Source organism: Paenibacillus sp. CAA11 (assembly GCF_003060825.1).
Classification (GTDB): Bacteria; Bacillota; Bacilli; order Paenibacillales; family Paenibacillaceae; genus Fontibacillus.
The window spans coordinates 2,498,845-2,519,663 of record NZ_CP028922.1; the positions used below are offsets into that span (position 1 = coordinate 2,498,845).

The following is a 20,819-nucleotide window of genomic DNA, read 5'->3' on the forward strand; positions in this document are numbered from 1 at the left end:
TGTTATTAACAGCCCCCGGCCAAGAAGACCTCCGGCACAGGGGCTGTGTATTGGATTTACTTAAGTGTCCAAGCCGGTATAGTCTGGGACAAACCGACGAACGGATTAATCTTAAGATTCTCAATTCTGCCGTTATAAGCAGAGACCGTCTTCTTATAGCTTGTGAAGATCACCGGCAGATCTTCATTGGCAATCTTGTACAGCTGGGAATAAACCTTCTTGCGAGCCTCAATATCACTGGTCTCCAGTCCTTGTTGATACAGCTTATTAAATTCAGGATTGTTGTAACCCTTGATCTCCCCATCAACGAATTGCACAAGCCCTTCCGATGGATCGGAGAGAATGGATGTAGAGAACGAGGCCATGTCATAATCGCCGCTCTCCACTTTGGATACCAGTGCGTTAAAGTCCGCAAAGACCTCAGGCTGGAAGTCCACGCCAATTTCTTTATAATTCTCGCTCGCCATAGCGATAAAGGTATCGGTCCCTGCATTCTTGCTGCCTAGAAAATGAATGGTCAGCTTCTTGCCGTCCTTCTCGCGGATTCCTCCAGCCCCTTCCTTCCATCCAGCCTCATCCAGCAGCTGCTTGGCCTTCTCGGGATCGAACTTATACGGGTTAATCCCTTCCTCGGTGTATGACCATGAGATTGGAGAAGAAGGAATGTTAGCCACTTGGCCTGCTCCTTGATTGGCATCCACATAAATACTTTGACGGTCCAAGCCATAGGTCAACGCCTGACGTACCTTTTTGCTCTTAAGCTGCTCATGCTCCAAATTTAGCTGTAGATATCCGTAATTGCTCGGCGTGTAAGGAATAATGTTCACGAAGCCAAGGCTTTTCAGCTTATCTAAATTCTCCTGGGTTGCATTAAAGGTGGCATAATCCACTTCCCCTGTCTCCAGGTATTGCCACACATCGCCTTCAGAGGTTTTATAAATAAACCGTTCTGTCTTGGGTTTGCCTTTATAGTAATATTCATTAGCCACAAACCGAACCTCTTGCCCCGGAATAAACTTATCCAGTTTGTATGGCCCATTGCCTAGCGGCTTCTCATGAAGCTTCTTTATGTAATCCAGTTGCCCAAATTTATAGTCTTTACCGTAATAAGCCTTGGAGAGTACAGCAGAGCCGAGTGTCGTAAGTGCCGTAGCATCCGGTTTCTCTATTGTGGCGGAAATGGTATGCGGATCAATAATCTTAATTCCGCTAATCGCGCTTGCCTTCCCTTCCTTATAATCCTTAGCTCCTTTGATCCCTATCGAATTTAATGTTGAATCGCCATCATAAGCCTTATCATTGATCAGCGTCCAGGTGAAGGCCACGTCTTCTGCGGTTAGAGGCGAGCCATCGCTAAACTTGGCATCTTGTGCAAGATGAAAGGTATAAGTTAATTCATCCTCACTAATATCCCAGCTCTCAGCGATCGCTGCTTCAGGCAGCCCTTTCTCATCCAGAGTTACCAAGGGAGTATACAGGAGGCTGGATACGTTACCGTCATACCCGCTCTGGTGAAAGTAAGGCGTAAACGCCCCAGAGGGGTCCGTTAACCCAACGATGATCGTATCCGTTCTTTTCTTCGCAATATCGGGCAATTTGGACAAATCTGCTGCTTGAACTGGTTCAAGCGATGTTGCTGTAGTTGTCACTGCATTGCTTGAGCCTTTGCTGCTTGGAGAGTTTGAGGCATTCTGCGAAGCCTGTTCATTGCTGTTTGAGCAGGCTGATAGCACCATTAATCCGGCTACAAATGCAGATACCAATACGAGCTTGCTAGTCTTCATCTCACTCCACTCCCTATTTTTTGGAATTAAACCTTGAATTCTACAATAATAAAACATATAATTTTGTCTAATTAATATATTCCGATTGTTTAACTATGTTTTATTTTGTTAAAGATCATTATAATAATTTGTTCCATTTATGTAAATAGTTATTTGTTTATGGATTATATGATAATAGACCCATTTTTTTATTATCTTATCATGGCAGACCAATAAACCATTCATTGCAAACAAATTCACCTCACAAATTGACGCAAAGAAAGGACAGGCACCCCGCCCTGTCCTTTCTTAATAGATATGAGTATGGCCTGCCCGTATGAAGCGCCGCCCGAAAACATACAATTTAATCTAAAAAAAGACAAGGACTAAGGTCTCTTGTCTTTTTCGTTCTATATGAAGTTAAGCGCCTGCTTCTTCAACCTGGAGGAAGGTCTCCGGCTGCTTCAGCAGCTTGATGCGCGATATTCTCTTGTTGTCAGTCTCCTCGATAATAAAGGTATAACCTTCAAAATTCACAGTCTGCCCAACCCGAGGAGGAAGTACCTCGATGTGCGAATAAACCCAGCCGCCAATCGTATCATAATCTTCTGAATCCATTTCCATGCCGAACCGGTCATTAATGGTCTCGATCAGCATCAACCCATCAATTGAGAAAGAATTCTCTCCCGTCTGCTCGATACCAGGCCGCTCCTCGTCGAATTCATCCTGGATTTCCCCTACAATCTGCTCCATGATGTCTTCCAAGGTCACAAGACCTGAAGTGCCGCCATATTCATCAATCAAGATGGCAATCTGCGTCTTGTTCCGCTGCATTCGCTTCATCAAATCACTGATAGAGATTGACTCTGGCACGGCCATAATAGGACGCAGCAGACTGCGAAGATCAATGCTTTCGGATCGAATCATATCTTTGATATGGATAAAGCCAATGATATGGTCCTTATCATTATCTGCAAGCGGATAGCGTGTTCGCATACCCTCAAGAGCAATATCAATATTCTCCTGAACCGTATTGTTCATGTACAAGCAGATCATTTCCGTACGGGGAATCATGATCTCCCTCGCTGTTGTATCCGCGAATTCAAAGATATTATCCATCAGCTTCATTTCTGCGCTGTCAATTAGGCCGCTCTCGCTGCTTTCTTTCATCAGAATTCGGATTTCTTCTTCTGTGTGCGCATAATCCTGCTCCGTTGCTGGACGGATATGCAGCATAGCCAACAAAGCGTTCGCAAGCCCATTAATTACCCATATCAAGGGGTACATTAAGGTATAGAAAAAGGTCATCGGTTTCGCAGACAGCAAGGTGACTTGCTCCGCCTTACGTACCGCGATCGTCTTGGGCGCAAGTTCGCCCAGTACAATATGCAGGACAGCTATGAAGAGAAAAGCTATAGCGAGGGACACGCCGTAGACTAAGCCTTGATGCCATCCCATCCAGTCAAACAGCGGCTGCAACAAGTTTGCCACAACCGGCTGCCCCAGCCACCCCAGTCCCAGGGAAGCTAGTGTTATGCCTAATTGGCACGCAGACATATATCCGTCTACATGGTTAATAATTCGTCTAGCTACCAGAGCGTTCTTACGGCCTTCTTCGACCAATGTCTCCATTCGGCCGCCTCTAATCTTGACCATGGCGTATTCCGCCGATACAAAAAAACCATTTAAAAGCACTAATAATAAAATCAGCCCAATTTGCAATAGACTCGGTAAAGGGTCACTCAATACGCTTCCTATCCCCGCTACATCTTACAGCAGTGAATAGGTGCACCTCCTTCGCGGATTAAAATGTGGATCTCCCAAACAACGACTCTTCATTCTTCCCAGCGTCAACTTCCCAATGTATCCATCTCCCTATCCTATAATTAATTCAATACTTACTTAACTTCATTATATATTTATACACTACACAGTCAAATCCCGTATTATGACACAAAACAGCGCAGAATGCCAAAGAACCCCCTTCTAAAGAAGCAGGAGGAGGTTCTTTGGCTGCTAATTGCTTAATATCGGCGGGTTACTGGCGGATTTCCAATCACACCAGGATATTGATAAACCAGCGGTTCGTCGAATGTAGCATAGTCCAAGTTCACCATCAAGAGAACCGTACGCTGACCCGTTGATGGATCACTAATGATGATATGATCGCGGCCAGCAGCTTCCAGAACACCCTTGAATATTTTTGCATTCCATTGACTGTTATTCTCATAGGTCATGTAGAAAGTGCCGATTTTCCCTAGATTAAGACGGAGTATATTCTCAATATAGGACTGTTCAAAAGTTGGGATTTGTTGCGGAACCACTGTTCCCCCTTGAGTCATAGGGCTTCCGCTTGGCACGCTTGGCGGCATGTTTCCTCCCTGCATAGTTCCCCCGTACATGGGTGCCGGAGCTTGAGCTGGTACTCCTGTCTTGTAATTCACCGTGCGATAAGGATATCCGTACATTTGTTTTTCCTCCTTAAAATAAGTGTTAAGTATAAGATCCAAACCTTAATATACGGCCGGGCAGTCCTCTGCGGATGGCGCGAAGAAGCAGTGGGCTTTAAAACGGCCTGTGTTTTGCTGATCGTACCAGGTCGCAGGACAATCCCCTGCCGGACGGAAGAACCACAGCGCATTGCTGGCCGGCCTAATCTTCTCCCCGTTAATCACCCGCTGTGCCAATCGAATGTCCCGATCTCTCGCCCTTTGGTAAAAGTATCCCTTCTGGGTGGCCTCAAATCCTCCTGGCGATTGAAACACCATTTGCTTCATCAGACGTATGTCTTGGAAATCGAGACAGTTGCCTAAAATCCGGTTTACACCGACATTACCGACCATCAGCATGCCTTGCTCTCCTTCGCCTTCTGCCTCCGCACGCATTAAGCGGGCCAGCAGTTTAACGTCTTCGGAATTCACATTAATGACTGCCAACGGCTTACCTCCTTTGGGCTCTTTATCAACGGTATATCTTATGTGTGTTCGCCCAATTGGTTCCTCTTTTTTGAACCTTTGATAATAAATTTCATAAGAAGTAAGTCATCTACATGTGAATGCGGTTACATTTTTGAACATTTCGTGACTGTTTCTGTGGACGCGCTTACATGAATAACATATACTAGAAACATATCCTATGTTTGCTTAGCTCCACAAAACTTAAGCGTATGCTTTCGAAGCAAGTTTTGTTGCGCCGTTTTCCATGTTGTATCGCTCCACAAAACTTTGAGGAGGTACCATTCATGAAAATAGCCATCATCGGAGGAGGCTTAGCCGGTCTAACGGCAGCCGCTTATCTATCATCCCATCCGGAAATTGAAGGAACTGTGTTTGAGCGCAGCCCACAGCTCGGAGGCCGGGCTTTTACCTATGAAAAAGCAGGTTTCACCCTGAATTATGGGGCGCATGCAGTTTACGGCATTGATCGGCACACCCTCCGCCATATGGAGGATGAGCTGGGAATCACGATTCCAAGCAAGCAGGTGGACAAACGCAAGGTCATGTACGCCAAGAATGGGCGCCTCACCCCTGCACCGCTTGATTTCGTTAATATCATGAAGACCGAAGTACTAACAACTATGGATAAAGTGCGTTTTGTAGGTGAGGTTGCAGCGATTATCGGCAATCTGCACCAGCTCAAGAATTATCCGACACTGGGTGATTATCTGGATCAATCCCACGCTGCAGATGATGTGAAAGAATTGTGGGCCCACCTGGTCTGCTCCAATTTCTTCATAACGCCTGAGGAAGCTCGTAAAGTTTCCGGTGAGGTCATTGCTGATTACTATCATAATCTGTTTCTCTCATCAAGACCGGTGAACTATGTACTCGGCAGCTGGGCGGTAATCACGAATCAGCTTAAGGAAAAGGTGGAGAACAGCGGCCGCTGGACGATTTCAGTTAAAGAGCCGGTCGAGACCATCTTGCAGGATGGTAAACAGTTTCTGTTAAACACTAAATCAAGAGAGCTGCTCCCATTCGATGCCGTTATCATTGCTTTGCCCGTTCAGCAAGTGGTGAAGCTGATGGAATCTTCTCCTTGGGAAGCTGCAATGATTCCTTATATGGACAACACATGCACAGAAGTCATGGTCTATGATCTCGGCTTCTCTACTATTGTAGCAAGACCTTTCCATTACATTAGTGATATGGACAACAAGCTGTTTATCAGCGATGTTTCCGCCACGGATAATACGGTAGCTCCAGAGAATGGACAGCTGCTGCAGGGTATCGCTTACTTGAATGATGAATTTGCTACGGAGGAAGAGCGCAAGCAGTACTTGGAGAAGAAGAGCAGCCAGCTCGAAGCGCTCTTTGATCAGCATTATCCGAATTGGAGAGATCATGTGGCGGTTAAGCGAGTTTCGAAAAAAGCCATGGTCTCGAGTGTTAAGAACATAGCGAGCAACCGGCTTCTGCCGCATCAACTGCCCGAAGTTCCTTTCTACTTCTGCGGCGATGGCTGCGAAGGAAAGGGCGAACTCGCAGAGAGAGCCTTCTCCAGCGCCAGAATCGTAGCTCAACAACTGTTATCACAGCAAAATGAAAAAGCGAAGGTATCCTCCATTTAAGAGGAACCTCCTGTTTATAGTCTGAACTACAGCAACAGCCCCGGGACCTATGGATCCGGGGCTGTTCGAGCATAGAAAATGGGCGGGATAATGTCTACTTTCATTGGAGTTAGACAGAATACGATCTGGCAATAGCTTTCACATTCCTGCGAAAACCGAGATAACGCCTGCCTTGAAAGGTCAAGCTTCCCTCATCTCCTTCCGAGGTCTGCCCATACTCTTCTCCTGTTACGGAAAATTCCAGCCGGTCCCCGCTCTCAACCTCAAAAGTAATGTAATATCTTGTAATCGACCTGCTGGATGAAGTCTCAGCATCCTGGGCCCGGATCACTTCCGTCCGTTTGCCGCTCACCACTGTAGCCACGGTAAGCACAGGCTGTCTAACCGTATGGAACCAGCGGAAGATGCCTCCAGCCATGGAGGCTGCCAAGATTCCTACCACGACGATCAGGAATACGGGTACCACCGAACCCGTGATATCGAACATCTCAAATCCGGTTAGCATGCTTGATCCCCTCCTTCCAAGTCCCAAAGCCAGGCAAATGTGTCCAAGATCCCGCTCCATTTCAGTATATGCCCACATCACTAAAACTTGTTTATCGATTTGAATCGAGTAGGAGGCTATTCATTAGATGAGTAGCCGACCTCTCACACCACCGTACGTACCGTTCGGTATACGGCGGTTCAACCGCATAAGTGCAATTTACGTAAACGCTCGTATTGCGCAGGAAAGTCATAATATCCTGCCTGTACGAGCTTTTTGTTTGTTATGGAACGAGACAACACTGGACTTCCGGCGATGCGCCAGTACCCGAGACGGGAATTGCCCCACTGGTAAGCCTGCCATTCCGGTATCCCCAGCTTCCGCAGGTTTTGTACTTTTGTTCGCGGCTTTTTCCACTGTTTCCAGATGTACATCCGCAGTCGTCTTCGCAACCATTCGCTCCAGCTTTGCAGGATCCGTTTCATGTCGGCCACATAGTAGTAACCAATCCATCCCCGAATGTAGACTTTTACCTTTTCCATGACTTGGCGAACATTTCTGCCCTGGCTGCGACTTGTGAGTTCTTTCAACTTCTTCTTCGCTTTTGCGAGGGATTGTCCATGGGCACGGATATACATGCCGTTCTTGTTCTTTCCCAGGGCAAAGCCGAGAAATTTGAAGTGCTTTCGAGCCACTACGCTACCGACCTTACTTTTCTGCGTATTGATCTGGAGTCTCAGTTTGGTCTCCAGGTACTTTCCGCAGGATTCCAGTAGCCGCACCGCTGCCCGTTTGCTTTTGGCAAGCACCACAATATCGTCCGCATAGCGGATGACGTTCACTCCGCGGCCTTTCATCTCTTGGTCAAATTCGTTCAGGTAGATGTTCGCCAGAAGCGGCGACAGGGGGCCTCCCTGAGGGGAGCCTTCTTCTGTTTTGCAGTGCACCCCGTTCTCCATAACCCCACTTTTCAGGTATCTCTTAATCAGTTCGGTTACGCGTCTGTCCTGAATTTGTTTGCGCAAAAGATGCATAAGCAGCTCATGATTCAGCGTGTCGAAGTATTTGGAGAGGTCGATTTCTACTGCGTAGCCGTATCCCTGTTCTGCATAGTCTTTCACCTTGCGAATGGCCTGTTGTGCGCTCCGACCGGGGCGGTAGCCATAGCTTCCCTCCGAGAAGAGCGGCTCGAACAGGGGCTGGAGCTGCTGGGCGACTGCCTGCTGAATCACTCGGTCTACGACCGTGGGTATGCCAAGCTTCCGTACTCCGCTTCCATCTGCTTTGGGAATTTCCTTGCGCCGTACTGGGCTGGGCTTGTATCTGCCTTCCCGGATCTTTTGCAACAGCTCGTCTCTATGTTCCTGCAGCCAGGGTAGCGCGTCTTCTACGGTCATTCCGTCGATTCCTGGCGCTCCATGGTTGCGTTTGACCTGTTTGTAGGCTCTGTTCAGATTGTCTCTGTCCAGAATCTGCTCCAGCAGGTCTGTTGCACCGCCTCTTTCTTTACGTTCCCGAGTGCCGGCGCTCCGCACTCCCGCATGCTCTTCGCGTTCCACGCTATCCCTTTGCAGGTAGCCCTTTCGGTATTCTGCTTTCATCGCGTCAGCTCTCCTTTCGGTATGTACTCGAGACTTACGATTGTTCGGCCCTTCCCCGAAAAAAAAACCTTCCGGGTACTATGGCCTCTGCTGACTTCTCACAGCAAGCTTTACTCCGTCTTTCGGTTTTTTTTCCTACTTGTCGTCTGTGAGACCTCCCCGGGTAAGAGCGATAACCTTCCCCTCATCTATCTGCCACATTTACACCATGGGATTCGGGCAGTATTGGACTTTGCTTTGTAGTGCAAGCTCGTCCGTCCCATGATGCCTTCTATGTGATTTCTGTTCGTCAGACCGAGGGTTTGCCTCCGGCTTCCTTCAGATTCCGCCTCGCGGCGGACACCCTTGCCTTCAGCTAACAGTTCCTACTGCCAAGCCTGTAGCGGACTTTCACCGCCGAGTTATCGCCCATGCCGGGCGCACACTCATAACAATAGCCTCCCCGATCCTCATTCTCGGGAAGGCTATTGTTTTCTTGAGAGGAAGTATAGATTAAGCATAATACTCCATAAGAAGTTGTCTTGTCTCTTCCGTACCGTCGGCTTCCTGTTCCATCATACCGTTCTCTTCCCAGCAAGCTCTGCAAGCTTCTTCCGTCGTACAGAGGTGTGCATCTTCACAGGTGTAGCAGAATTGGAGCAGGTTTCTTGTCATGACATCGTTTGTTGTTTTCATGATCTATCACTCCTTAAGGTTGTTTGTAACTTTGTGAATTTTCTTACAAGTTAAATATATCACAGCTTCTCATATCTACATGTGATTTTTTTCACAATATGAGCTAAATCACATTATTTATTTTCTAGCAGTCACAAGGTCATCCTGTAATGCCCTTTCCCGCATTCATAAAAAAAGACGCGTGCTCTTAGAGCACACGCCAATTCATTCCTCCATCCTTGGTCTGCAATAACAAGGACTTCCTCTCATCATAATTCTGAATTAGGATCCATCCTACAGAAGAAGATACAAACTCCAGCTTTGCCACCTCTGGATAATCGGTCATCATCTTCTCCAGTTTATCACTTACTGGCAGCTTAGCCCAAGTTTTCCCTTGATCCATAGTGTGAAGCAGATTAACCCCGCTTAAGCTCCAACCTTCCCTTCCATTAATGAATGTCGGAGGAATATAACGATTCGGGCCACTTTGCCATTCAAGCGGAAATGCAGCAAAAGACCAGGTTGCCCCTCGATCTGCCGTGAAATAACCATTGTACTTGCTCTCCTGCCCTCTACTGCATCCAACTGGGACCCAAGCGCTTGTATGCTGGGCATTTAAAAAGCTTATACTGCGTGAAGTATACTGATCACATTTGCCCATATCTTTCTTCTCAAAGTTAGAATTACTTGTCCGCCAGTGATATCCGCCATCAGTTGTGATGTACAGCTTCGGACGATCCAGCTCCTGCTGAACTACATAACCGTACATGCTGTTCCCAAACTCCATGTCGCTTATATAGCCGAATTCCGGAAGCGGTGTCGTGGATGAATTGTCAGTTTGGGAATGCATGACAGTCTTCCATGTCTTTCCACCATCTAACGTTCGATACAGAAGTTTCTCCTGATTGCCCGGAGTTGAATTCTGTGTCGTCATGAGCCAGCCTTGCTGTTTGGAGACGAAGGAAATATCACTGACTTGTACAGATTTCGGCAATGAGGATACCTTCCAATTGACTCCACCATCTGTCGTATAAAGAACAATTGTCTCCGAGGTACCTCCACCATTGCGTACAATCCAGCCGTTCATCGAATCTGCAAAGAAAAGTTCCTTACCGTATCTAACGATCCCCGGAAATTGTACGGTTCCGGCCGGGGAGATATTTGTCCAAGTGGTGCCATTATCCTCTGTTCTATATAGACGCAGCTCACCGCGTGTTGAACCCCAAGCAATGCCTGTCGTATCACTTAGCAGATGGAAATCTGAGAGTCGTGTCTGAATCTGATATTTTTTCTCGGGGCTTTCCGTTCTCTTCGTTGTTTCCGGCTCGGTACGATTAGGTTCGATCACCGTTAAGGTTTGCCCTTTCTCCTGTGAATCGTGCTCTGCAGGAAGATCCTTCGGCTGTTCCTTGCTTGAAGTGCATGCTGTCAGCAGCATGCCGGCTAGGAGAAGAAGAACCATGATCCTGCCGCCCTGATTTCTCAAGTTATGCAAGCCTCCTATCCTTTTTACATTTTCAGTGTCGGGTAGTTCTTTCTATTATATTAAAAAAGGAATACGCAAGTCCACGTTGCTAAAGTCTCTCATGTCTCTTACAATCTAGGATCCTTAGCAAAATTAAGAACAAAGTGCTGTTCCGGCTTGTAGACCGCAAAGGAGTAACCCTGTTTTTTCAGATAAGCAATAATTTGCGGAAGAGCTTGCACCGTCTGCTTCTTCTCATGCATTAGGATTACTTCTCTCTTCCCGTGTACTTGTTTGCGGATCTGTGCAATGACTTTATCGGGCTTGCCCGTATAACTCCAGTCTTTGGAATCTACGGTCCAGTCCCACATTTTGAATCCGGCGTCCGAGATAGCTCCTCTAAAAGTTGAGCCGATTTGAGGCGCACTGCCATAAGGTGCACGAATCAAGGTTGGAGTTATTCCGGTCAGCTTTTTAAACAGAGCCTGTTCCTCCTTGAATTCATGAACGAAATGAGCTGCGCTCCCGCTTTTATACAGCTTCTTGTAACTATGAGTCATGCTATGGAGTCCCACATAATGCCCTTGATCAAGCACTTTTTGAAGATTGGCTTTATTCTCCTCAAGCTGCGAACCGATCACGAAGAATGTAGCATGAATATGTTCCTTCTCCAATATATTTAGAATTTGCTTGGTATATGGCCCAGGGCCATCATCAAAGGTCAGGTAAACGACCTTCATATTTTGGGCCGGCGGGGTGGAAGTTGAAGCGGGCTTCTTATTAGCTTCAGGCACAGCCTTAGCTGCGGCGGTCTTTGTTTCCGCATTCTGTTTCGAAGCAGTGTCAGCATCCGCTGCCTTCACATTGGTATTGGCATGATCCTTTTTCGATGGGGACTGGAGTTCGGGCACCTCGACAGATTGCTTACCGGCCGTATGAGCGGAAGCAGATGCAGTCGTTTCAGCACTGGTGGAAGAACTGCTTGGCTGTTCGCCCTTCATAAAAAAAGAAACAGCCGCAAGCCCAATGACGGTAGCGGCTAAGAGGGTGTTGATTTTAGTTAGACTCCAAAATTTGTTCTTCTTGTTGGACTGTAATTGACTCATACAACTTATCACCGATTCCTTCTCTATGTATTCTACTACTAGCATAATACAAATTAGAGGAATGGTGCTTACAGAAAAGTTACACTATTAGAAGAATTCTATCATTTTATGACAAATTTCATATTTTCCGCGTGAGCTAATATAATTCTCAGCAAGAAATCTAAGGATTCGTGTATTTCTCCCTTTCTTTTACTTTTAAATTTTAACTATCTGTGTACAATAAACATTAGCTTCATTCTTATTTCAAGGAAGCTTGAGGGTTCCGCTTACAATTTCAGAACACGTACATATTCATTTTAAGCCTGGCGGGTAAATGGATTAGAGCGGAGCCTACACAATTTAAGCACTTGAGGTTCTGATTGAAAGCTGTAAATGAAGATGGAACTAATTGAAACCGCATTCTAAAGGAGATGATGTTTATGAAGAAATCAGGTCAGCGTTCAAATCGTGTGGTAATTATCGGCACAGGTGCCGTGGGAGCTACAACAGCTTATACCCTGTTCCTCCGGGAACGTGTATCCGAGCTCGTGCTGATTGATGCCAACCATGATAAGGCACTTGGCGAAGCGCTCGATATGAATCACGGCATGCCGTTTACCGGCGGCGTCAAACTGTGGGCAGGCGATTACAGTGATTGTGCAGATGCGGATATTATTATTATTGCAGCAGGCTCGAATCAACGCCCTGGCGAGACGCGCATTGACCTGCTTAAGCGTAATGCCTCCATCTTTGACAGCATCATTCAGAATATCGTGAAATACAACAATCATGGCATAATACTGGTTGCCACCAATCCGGTCGATATTCTATCCTATGTATCTCTGAAGAAGAGCGGATTTCCGGTCAGCCGGGTTATTGGTTCAGGCACGCTGCTTGACAGCGCTCGCTTTCGTTATTTGATCGGCCAGAACAAGAAGATCAATCCGCGAAGCATCCACGCCCATATTGTAGGAGAGCACGGTGACTCCGAATTGCCGCTGTGGAGCCTCGCCAACGTGGCCGGCATTGGACTGGAGTTTACCGATGAAGAGCGTGAGGACATTTTTGACCGTACCAAGAATGCGGCCTATGAGATCATTAACGCTAAGGGAGCAACCTCTTACGCCATTGCCCTCGCTCTAGACCGAATTGTCGTCTCCATTTTGCAGGATGAAGGCTCTGTCTTGAATGTCTCCACCCTTTTAGAAAATTACAATGGAGTATCCGATGTGTATCTAGGTGTTCCTTGTATCGTTGACTCCTCCGGAGTTCGCCAAGTGCTTGACCTTGAGCTTAACGATGAGGAGCTAGCCCGTTTTAAGGCATCTGCCGATAAATTGAAAGAACAAATTGCCAGCTTGGATCTGTAATCAATTCCAAGATAAGATTCCACACCAAAGCCCGGCCCTTCCATTGCTGAAGGGCCGGGCTTTGGCAATACGGATTTTATTCCTTCACTCCGCCCAAGGTCAAACCTGTGACAAAGTATTTTTGCAGGAATGGATAGACAATGACAATAGGCACTGTGGCGACAATCGTAATTGCAGCACGGATGGATGCAGGTGTGACAATGTTTGCCTGCACATTTTTGCTGTTCGCAAAGGCAGATTCAGCGCTGCCGCCAACACTCATATTCGCGGACTGAAGCTTCTTCATGAGCTCATATTGCAGTGTACTTAAATCTATATTTGAAGAGTTATACAGGAATGTATCAAACCAGCTGTTCCACTGGCCGACGGCGACAAACAGCGCCACCGTGGCCAGAACCGGCATGCTTAGCGGAAGAATGATTTTAATGAAAATCGTAAAGTGATTAGCCCCGTCGATTTGCGCGGACTCCACCAGGCTTTCAGGCAGCCCCTCCATGAAGGATCGCATGACAATAAGATTAAAGGCCCCAACCAGACCCGGAATGATATAGACCCAGAAGGTCCCGTTCAGCTGAAGATTTTTGATGAGCATATAGGTAGGAATTAATCCACCGCTGAAATACATCGTAAATACAAAGATAAAAGAAATGGGCTTGCGCAGTGCATATTCCTTCCGGCTGATTGTATAAGCGAGCATTGCGGTACAGAATACACTTGTGGCTGTCCCGATCAGCGTTCTCGCTACAGACACGAAGAAGGCATGAAACAGAACGCCGTCCTGAAATAAAGTGCTGTAGTTCAGTGTGGTGAATTTGCGGGGCCAGAGAAAGGTGCTGTCCCTCACAGTATCCGAGGCTTGGTTGAACGATACCGCAATCGTATTCAAGATCGGATACAAGGTCACCACGAGCAGCAGTAGCAGTAAAGCCATATTCACGATATCAAAAACTACGTCTCCCATAGACCGGCGTGTTCTGCCGGCAGAAGCTGTCCATGCTGACATATGAGTTCCCTCCTAGAACAGTCGCTCTTGTCCCATGCGTTTGGCCATCCGGTTCGCAGCAAGCAGCAAAACAACACTAATAACCGTTTTAAAGATGCCTGCCGCTGTAGCGAAGGAGAATCGCGACAAATTAATCCCGTATTTGAGCACAAAAATATCAATCGTCTCCGCATAATCCACTACCATCGGGGTCTGCAGCAAATATTGCTGTTCAAATCCGGCATCCAGGATGTGGCCTATGTTCATAATCAGCAGAATTACAATAATCGAGCGGATTCCCGGCAGCGTAATGTGAAAGATTTTTCGAAACCTTCCTGCCCCATCAATGCTGGCCGCTTCGTAAAGGGATGGATCAATCATGGTCATGGCAGCCAGATATATAATTGCACTCCAGCCAATTTCCTTCCATACGTTCGAAGAACCGATAATCCACCAGAAATAATGCGGTTCAGACAGCCACATGATGGGCTCCTTGATCACATGAAGGCTGACCAGAACTTTGTTGATAATCCCGTCAATGGACAGCATGTTCATAATGAGATTTGCCGCGACCACCCAGGATATAAAGTGCGGCAGATAACTGATGGTCTGCACGAAACGCTTGAAAAATATTTTACGAACCTCATTGAGCATCAAGGCCAGTGCGATCGAGCTTACAAAGCCGAAGACCAAATTGATCACACTCATGGCCAGCGTATTTTGGATGACACGAAGAAAAGCATCATCCTGAAACAGCTCCGTGAAATTGCTCCATCCCACCCATTCATTGTTCAGCATAGAAGAGCCGGGTTTATAGTTCTGAAAAGCCATCATCCAGCCATACAAAGGAACATAGGCGAAGATAATAACATAGACCAGGAACGGTATTGACATCAACATGAGCAGCTTTTGTTGCTTCAGTCTCTTCCACAAGGACTTGCGATCCTGCGGATGGTAGGCTTGCTTGTTTGCCAATTCTGTAGATGCGGGCATATCCTCTCCTCCTTGTCATCCAAGAATAAAGGCGCCGGCTGAATGAAGCTTGAAGCCCGGCGCCCTTCTTATGCTTACCAGTTCTCCTGGCGCTGCTTCACCTTCTCGGTCAACTCATCCAGCCAGCTTTGAACATCCAGCTTATTAACCGTGTCCACATATGCATTCCAATTTTTCTCGAAATCCTCCGGCGACTTGGAGACTACCATTAGTGGCGGGAATTTCTTGTTAATGTCGTCAAGCTTCTGATTGAAGACCTTAGCCTTCTCAGACAGCTCAATACTCCATAACGGGAAATACTTGCGGGCCATATTCGGTCCATCGAACAGGTCCTCATAAGTCTTGACTCCATAGGCTTTCAGAATTTCCTTATCCAGTTCATCATACCCGGCTGCAATCTCTTCGGGCTGTCTGTAGGATTCATAGTTGTTCCCATCCGGCATCGTTCCAGAGGAACCTGGCCAGAAGAACATAATGTTACCGAAAGTCTTCAGTCCGTTCTTAGGATCTGCAAAGAAGTCGCGCTGCTCTTGGGTACGATAGAACCGACCTTGGTCACTAACCGTGAAGTCTTCTCCCTTCACACCCCAGTTCCGCAAAATCTGCCCTTCATCGCTTGCCATGAAGTCTGCATACTTTATGGCTGCAACCGGGTCTTTACAACTCACGGTAATTGAGAAACCCTGATTATAGTTCAAAGAAGGCACATCGAGATAATCCGGCTGGATACTTTCATCGAAAGTAAGCTGCAGCGGAACATGAATGCGATTACTCTTCCCCTGCTGCTTCAAGGAATCCATCGCCGTCTGGAACTGCCACTTCTGATCGAAGAAACCGAGAACGCGACCACTCGACAGCTTGGCAAGGTATTGCTCGTAGTTCATGACGAATGCTTCCTTGTCGACCATGCCCTCGTTATACATTTCATTCAGCTTGGCATAATACCGCTTCGTGATGTTCTCATCGGTCTGATAGAACTTGAGAGTATTACTATTCGGGTCTACCAAAGCTCTGGAATCGTTAGGACCGCCTGCTAGGAATTGCATTGCTGTCGTTAAGGTAAAGTTCCGATTATCGTAAGTCAGAATCTCAAACGGAATGGTATCTGCACCGTCGATTTGCGGATATTTCTTGTAATAATTTTTGAGTACATCGACATATTGATCGAACGTAGTGATTTTAGGGTAGCCTGCATCCTTGAGCACTTCCTTCTGAATCCAGAAGGCTGCGCTTATCCCCTTGCTTGGCGTCCCGGTAGGGGCCACCTGCGGCAGAGCATAGATGTGACCATCCGCTGCCTTTAAGCGCTCCCAATAAGGCCCATAGATCCTCTTAATGTTTGGAGCATGTTGCTCAATCAAGTCCTCCAGCGGAATCAGAGCTTTAGCATCTTCGAATTTGACAGTCTGATCGGTATTAAGCAAGTCCGGGTAATCTTCGCCGGCAATCATAACACCTACCTTTTGCTCCTTCTCTCCAACCAGACGCTCGTATTTTATTTTCACGCCAGTTTTCTCTTGAATAATGTCGCCAATCTTCGTATGCTCCGGCACATTGTCGCCCGGATCAAAGATAAAATAGGTAAATGTCTTCGTTCCCCCGCTGTCCTTATTCCCTGCATTAGCTGAATTCTTGCTGTTATTCCCGCCAGAGCTGCATCCGCTGATCGTCAGGGATAAAATCAACGCCGCGGAAACCAGTATTGTAAGCGCTCTTTTTTTGTTCAACTTTGAACCCACCCTTTCGCTAATTTAGCTATACTTTAACACTCCGATCCCGATGGATGTACCCGATGAAACATAACAGCACCCCCCACAAATCTAAGAAGTTTGTTTCCAAGCAGGTGCGCTATTATTCAACAAAAAAACCTTCACAGCGGACGAATCCGTCGTGAAGGAATAAAACTTAAGTGAAGCAATCTATCTTATTGCTGGATGCTTATAATAACTTCTAAGAATCTGCTCGGCTGCTTTACCGTAAATGTCAAAGCCAACATTCTGCGCCGCCTCTTCTCTACTATAGAGCTTTGTGCGCCAATCCCACCAGAAATAGCCGGCAAACCAAGGCTCATCCCAGAAGGCTTCCAGGGCAGACCGGTAAAAGTTAGCTTGCTCGCTCTCAGAGAACGGAAGATCGGTATGCTCGAAATCCCAAGGCATCGTGGCACAGCCAAGAGCACTGCGGCAGCCGATCTCCATGAACACGACAGGTTTATTAAAGCGCTCCGATAACGCCTTCAAATGCGGTTTTTGTTTATTCCAGGCAGCAAGCATATTCTCATAGCTTTCCCCCGGAGCTGTGGCTACAGGATAGTATGCGCTCGTACCGATCAAGTCCACGGCATCCAGCCACTCGATTCCATCTTCTTTGCCATGATTGGCATTGTAAATGATCGGCCCTGTATAGAGCTCCCTTACCTGACTGATCAATGCCCGCCACTGCTGAGTCCTTGATTCTGTCATAATCATCTCACAGCCAATACACAACATCTCACATTCGAGCTCGCTGGCAAGCTCAGCATAATGCTTGATGAAATTCGTGTAAGATTCAAACCATGCGGCCCAATAGGAGACCGCGTCTTCCGGAAAACCGATCCGAGCTCTCCAAATGCCATCTCTTGAATTCACTACAGGCTTCAAGCATACTTTCAAACCCAATTGCTTGCCTTGCTTCACTGCAAAGGCTATATCCTGGTCCGTCGGAGTGTATCCATAATCGAAATAAATGCTTGTTGAATGAATGGTATCCTGCCAGGTCCAGAACGATAAAGCAATCCACTCGCTGCCTGTCTCGGCCAGCTTCCTCATTGAATCAACAGCCTCGTCAGTCTGATAGGCTCCGCGCTTCTCTCCCCAGCCATAGGTCATTCCCTTTAAAAAAATATGATTCATTGTCTATTATCTCCCCCCATAAAATCTAATGTTCATTAACCTTCGTTAGCTTAAATAACCCGTCAGATTAGCTCAATCACTAAACATTCCAACGTTGATAAACATATCCTTCTGTATAGAATGAACTAAAGAAATAGGTATTATAGGGCCGTATTAGGCCGCTATATATAGATAGGTCAATGTATAACTTTAGTTCAATCTATCTGGCTATAATTATACAATGATCTGTTATAACCACATAATAACTGTTAGAATAAAACAAAATAATATATATAACAAGATTGATTATTGTTATTGTCTTAAGAGGAGGCGAGCAGCCAGCATCGCAATATTGTAAAGGAGGTTCATTCCATTGACTAGAGAGCGCAGTCTAAGTCAATATTGGAATAATTTGAGACTTAAGAACAAGTTGATGATTCTCTATTTTACAGCCGTGTTTTTTCCGATTCTGCTGACCAATACGGTCTTCTACCACATGACTGCACAAAATGTAAGAAACGAGAAAATGAAAGATCTTAAGCAAGCACTGGAGAACAACAAAGACAACTTTCGCAAAATACTTGATGGCATCATTAGTTTCTCCACTGTAATTTACACGGATGGGCCCCTCTACAGCGCCCTCGATCAAACTTATTCGAGTCCTGAGGATGTGCTTACCGCTTATAATGATGTGCTCATTCGTTCCATCAACCGCTTTGTTCCACTTAACAAGCAATTTTATAATGCTTATTTGTATACGGATAACAAGACACTCCCTTCCTCAGGAATGCTCAATTCCATTAATGAGCAGACCCTGCAGCAGAATTGGTACAAAGCCGCCATGGACCCGGCCCGCAGCCGGAAATGGACCATCTACACTCACTCATCGGATGAAGTACGGTCAGGGGCAGCCATACAACGATCTCAATCGCCGTCTACTTATGTAAGCTTGATCCGCGAACTTGATTTCTACCAATTATATTCCAATTATCGGAAAATACTAAAAATCGATGTGCTCCCAGGCTACCTGCAGAATACCTTGTTTGATCGCTCCTTTCCTGGTGAATTGTATTTGATCAATCCCCGGGGAGAAGTCGTCTATACTTCTGTAGAATCACCTCCTGATCAGTTGGAAGTCTCTGTTACCAAAGGTCATACTTCCATTACAAGTCCATATGAGGGAGTAGATTACCTGCAAGGCTGGAAGATGGTCGGCGTATATCCAGACCGTGTTATGGGTCAAAGTCTGTTTGAGTCTCGTAAATTCATCGTCCTTCTTACCTGTGCCAATCTGCTCTTCCCCAGCCTGATCATCCTGGCGATAAGCCAGTCGCTCAACTCCCGGCTCGGGCTGCTTCTAAAGGGAATTCGAAGGGTTCAGAACCAGCGATTCGAGCAATTGAATACGCCAAGGGCCAATGATGAGATCGGCCAGCTGACCGAGGAATTCAACCGAATGACCCTGCGTATTGACGGCTTAATCCAAGATGTCTATATAGCCGAGCTGGATCGCAGGCAAGCCCAGTTCAATGCATTACAAAGCCAGATTAACCCTCACTACTTGTACAACACGCTGGATGCGATCAGAATGAGCTGTATCACAAAGGGAGAACATGAGACAGCAACGATGATTAAACTGCTTGGACGAGGATTTAGGCGTTCCCTAAGCTGGGGTCAAGACTTCATTCCCATCGAAGAGGAATTGGAATTTGTCGTGGATTATTTGGAAATCCAGCAGTTTCGGTTCGGCTCCAAGCTCACCTATGAGCTCAATCTGGATGAACAGGCAGCTGATGAACGAATTCCGAAGATGAGCATTCTCCCGCTTGTGGAGAACGCCTGCATACATGGAATCGAGCATCTAGAAACGCCCGGCTTCATCCGTATTTCGGTTACTCACACAGAACAATGGGTGCTAATCTCGATACAGGATGACGGAATTGGCATGAATGGAGCGAGGCTAGCTACTCTTAATGAGCAGTTAATTCACCCTAGTTATAACCAGGAAGGAAAACATGTAGGTCTAAAGAATGTGTATGATCGGCTAAAATGGCAGTTCGGAAGCAATTTCAATATGTCTATAAATTCGCAAGAGCATGTAGGAACTGAGATTGAGCTATGGATACCGCACTCCTCCAACGAAGAAGTTAATTCAATGAAGGGATAGATTCGCTTGCTGAAAACCTTGATTGTGGAAGATGAACCGAGAATGCGGGAAGGCTTGAAGAAGATTATTGCGTGGGAAGAACATGGATTTCTCTTATGCAATGAAGCCGAGAATGGAAGACAGGCACTTCAATTAATCAAGGCCGAGAAGCCGGAGCTGGTCATTACGGATATACGGCTTCCTGGCGTAAGTGGCCTTGAGCTTATGAAGGAAATCACAGAGGTGCAGGATACCTGTTTTGTTGTGATCTCAGGTTATGATGATTTTGACTATGTCAAAACTGCCTTGGTCTGCGGAGCCGTGGATTACATCTTGAAGCCCATAGAGGAAGAGCAGCTGATCAGCGCTTTGCATCGTGTTAAGAAACGGCTTGGCAAGGAATTGCTTAAGCTGCCGCAAGAATCTGTTGGGAACGTCGAAGATCCTATCGAATCCGTGAAGCAATATGTCAAGGAGCACTTTTATGAGCAGATTACGATGAAGGAGCTTGCCGGGAAAATGTACCTGCATCCTTTCTATCTCGGACAGCTGTTTAGAAAGTCAACGGGGTTGTACTTCAATGACTATGTCCATCAAATCAGGATTGAAGAAGCCAAGCAAAGACTGATAAAATCAGCTTGTAAAATTGCCGACATAGCAGCTACGGTCGGATACAATGACACGGATTATTTTGTCCAGCAATTTAAAAAGAACACAGGCTGCACGCCATCGGCTTACCGTAAGCAGAGTTCGCAGCAATAAGCAAGCAATATAGAACAAAGATAACCGGAGGTCTCATTCTACAACAAGAGCCTTCTATCTCAAGACATGAAACT

General features: G+C 46.4%; 17 protein-coding genes. 4 read left to right on the top strand and 13 right to left on the bottom strand.

All coding sequences use genetic code 11. The features are described from left to right. Positions 1 to 56: 56 nt before the first annotated feature. From DCC85_RS11545 to DCC85_RS11560, 4 genes are all read right to left on the bottom strand, one after another. Entirely contained in the window at positions 57 to 1,784 is a 1,728-nt protein-coding gene (locus DCC85_RS11545; protein WP_108465724.1) for an ABC transporter substrate-binding protein, read from the bottom strand. A gap of 399 nt (positions 1,785 to 2,183) precedes the next feature. Beyond that, complete coding sequence (locus tag DCC85_RS11550; protein WP_108465725.1) at positions 2,184 to 3,509, bottom strand: hemolysin family protein; 1,326 nt, start codon at positions 3,507 to 3,509, stop codon at positions 2,184 to 2,186. Positions 3,510 to 3,787: 278 nt separating this feature from the next. Beyond that, complete coding sequence (gene gerQ / locus DCC85_RS11555; protein ID WP_108465726.1) at positions 3,788 to 4,231, bottom strand: spore coat protein GerQ; 444 nt, start codon at positions 4,229 to 4,231, stop codon at positions 3,788 to 3,790. A 45-nt stretch (positions 4,232 to 4,276) separates the two neighbouring features. After that, positions 4,277 to 4,699 (bottom strand): cell wall hydrolase, encoded by a 423-nt coding sequence (locus tag DCC85_RS11560; protein ID WP_108465727.1) that lies wholly within the window; start codon positions 4,697 to 4,699, stop codon positions 4,277 to 4,279. Positions 4,700 to 5,004: 305 nt separating this feature from the next. Between DCC85_RS11560 and DCC85_RS11565 the strand changes: the two genes are divergently transcribed. Further along, positions 5,005 to 6,333: a phytoene desaturase family protein gene (locus DCC85_RS11565; protein WP_108465728.1), complete on the top strand. Its 1,329-nt coding sequence runs from the start codon at positions 5,005 to 5,007 to the stop codon at positions 6,331 to 6,333. Between the two features lie 109 nt (positions 6,334 to 6,442). Here DCC85_RS11565 and DCC85_RS11570 read toward each other — a convergent pair whose 3' ends face one another. The 5 genes from DCC85_RS11570 to DCC85_RS11590 all read right to left on the bottom strand — a co-directional run bounded on the left by DCC85_RS11570 (position 6,443) and on the right by DCC85_RS11590 (position 11,643). Then, positions 6,443 to 6,838, bottom strand: coding sequence for a DUF2500 domain-containing protein (locus tag DCC85_RS11570; protein ID WP_108465729.1), 396 nt, complete (start codon positions 6,836 to 6,838; stop codon positions 6,443 to 6,445). 179 nt (positions 6,839 to 7,017) lie between these two features. Further along, complete coding sequence (ltrA, locus tag DCC85_RS11575) at positions 7,018 to 8,418, bottom strand: group II intron reverse transcriptase/maturase (RefSeq protein WP_108463800.1); 1,401 nt, start codon at positions 8,416 to 8,418, stop codon at positions 7,018 to 7,020. Between the two features lie 492 nt (positions 8,419 to 8,910). Then, positions 8,911 to 9,093, bottom strand: coding sequence for a hypothetical protein (locus DCC85_RS11580; RefSeq protein ID WP_108465730.1), 183 nt, complete (start codon positions 9,091 to 9,093; stop codon positions 8,911 to 8,913). A gap of 187 nt (positions 9,094 to 9,280) precedes the next feature. Further along, on the bottom strand, positions 9,281 to 10,558 hold the full coding sequence (locus DCC85_RS11585; protein WP_108465731.1) for a WD40/YVTN/BNR-like repeat-containing protein: 1,278 nt from the start codon (positions 10,556 to 10,558) through the stop codon (positions 9,281 to 9,283). 107 nt (positions 10,559 to 10,665) lie between these two features. Next, positions 10,666 to 11,643 carry a polysaccharide deacetylase family protein gene (locus DCC85_RS11590; RefSeq protein WP_159081857.1) on the bottom strand — a complete coding sequence of 326 codons (978 nt, stop codon included), beginning with the start codon at positions 11,641 to 11,643 and terminating at the stop codon, positions 10,666 to 10,668. A 419-nt stretch (positions 11,644 to 12,062) separates the two neighbouring features. On the opposite strand from DCC85_RS11590, the gene DCC85_RS11595 reads away from it, so the two are divergent. Next, positions 12,063 to 12,992, top strand: coding sequence for an L-lactate dehydrogenase (locus DCC85_RS11595; RefSeq protein WP_108465733.1), 930 nt, complete (start codon positions 12,063 to 12,065; stop codon positions 12,990 to 12,992). A gap of 76 nt (positions 12,993 to 13,068) precedes the next feature. Here DCC85_RS11595 and DCC85_RS11600 read toward each other — a convergent pair whose 3' ends face one another. From DCC85_RS11600 to DCC85_RS11615, 4 genes are all read right to left on the bottom strand, one after another. Beyond that, positions 13,069 to 13,995: a carbohydrate ABC transporter permease gene (locus DCC85_RS11600; protein WP_108465734.1), complete on the bottom strand. Its 927-nt coding sequence runs from the start codon at positions 13,993 to 13,995 to the stop codon at positions 13,069 to 13,071. 12 nt (positions 13,996 to 14,007) lie between these two features. Further along, positions 14,008 to 14,967 carry an ABC transporter permease gene (locus DCC85_RS11605; protein WP_108465735.1) on the bottom strand — a complete coding sequence of 320 codons (960 nt, stop codon included), beginning with the start codon at positions 14,965 to 14,967 and terminating at the stop codon, positions 14,008 to 14,010. Positions 14,968 to 15,041: 74 nt separating this feature from the next. After that, positions 15,042 to 16,694, bottom strand: coding sequence for an extracellular solute-binding protein (locus tag DCC85_RS11610; RefSeq protein ID WP_159081858.1), 1,653 nt, complete (start codon positions 16,692 to 16,694; stop codon positions 15,042 to 15,044). A gap of 192 nt (positions 16,695 to 16,886) precedes the next feature. Beyond that, on the bottom strand, positions 16,887 to 17,858 hold the full coding sequence (locus DCC85_RS11615; RefSeq protein WP_199909913.1) for a glycoside hydrolase family 113: 972 nt from the start codon (positions 17,856 to 17,858) through the stop codon (positions 16,887 to 16,889). 352 nt (positions 17,859 to 18,210) lie between these two features. Here DCC85_RS11615 and DCC85_RS11620 point away from each other — a divergent pair, with 352 nt between their 5' ends. Together DCC85_RS11620 and DCC85_RS11625 are read left to right on the top strand one after the other, a co-directional pair. Then, on the top strand, positions 18,211 to 20,004 hold the full coding sequence (locus DCC85_RS11620) for a sensor histidine kinase (RefSeq protein WP_108465737.1): 1,794 nt from the start codon (positions 18,211 to 18,213) through the stop codon (positions 20,002 to 20,004). A gap of 24 nt (positions 20,005 to 20,028) precedes the next feature. Beyond that, a complete protein-coding gene (locus DCC85_RS11625) occupies positions 20,029 to 20,745 on the top strand; it encodes a response regulator transcription factor (RefSeq protein WP_234414470.1) in 717 nt (238 codons plus the stop codon). Positions 20,746 to 20,819 lie beyond the last annotated feature (74 nt).

Bases quoted from the DNA above. Each gene is read 5' to 3' on its own strand.
- DCC85_RS11545 (WP_108465724.1), bottom strand. From the start codon at position 1,784: ATGAAGACTAGCAAGCTCGTATTGGTATCTGCATTTGTAGCCGGATTA.
- gerQ (WP_108465726.1), bottom strand. From the start codon at position 4,231: ATGTACGGATATCCTTATCGCACGGTGAATTACAAGACAGGAGTACCA.
- DCC85_RS11565 (WP_108465728.1), top strand. From the start codon at position 5,005: ATGAAAATAGCCATCATCGGAGGAGGCTTAGCCGGTCTAACGGCAGCC.
- DCC85_RS11570 (WP_108465729.1), bottom strand. From the start codon at position 6,838: ATGCTAACCGGATTTGAGATGTTCGATATCACGGGTTCGGTGGTACCC.
- ltrA (WP_108463800.1), bottom strand. From the start codon at position 8,418: ATGAAAGCAGAATACCGAAAGGGCTACCTGCAAAGGGATAGCGTGGAA.
- DCC85_RS11580 (WP_108465730.1), bottom strand. From the start codon at position 9,093: ATGAAAACAACAAACGATGTCATGACAAGAAACCTGCTCCAATTCTGC.
- DCC85_RS11590 (WP_159081857.1), bottom strand. From the start codon at position 11,643: ATGAGTCAATTACAGTCCAACAAGAAGAACAAATTTTGGAGTCTAACT.
- DCC85_RS11595 (WP_108465733.1), top strand. From the start codon at position 12,063: ATGAAGAAATCAGGTCAGCGTTCAAATCGTGTGGTAATTATCGGCACA.
- DCC85_RS11600 (WP_108465734.1), bottom strand. From the start codon at position 13,995: ATGTCAGCATGGACAGCTTCTGCCGGCAGAACACGCCGGTCTATGGGA.
- DCC85_RS11605 (WP_108465735.1), bottom strand. From the start codon at position 14,967: ATGCCCGCATCTACAGAATTGGCAAACAAGCAAGCCTACCATCCGCAG.
- DCC85_RS11615 (WP_199909913.1), bottom strand. From the start codon at position 17,858: ATGAATCATATTTTTTTAAAGGGAATGACCTATGGCTGGGGAGAGAAG.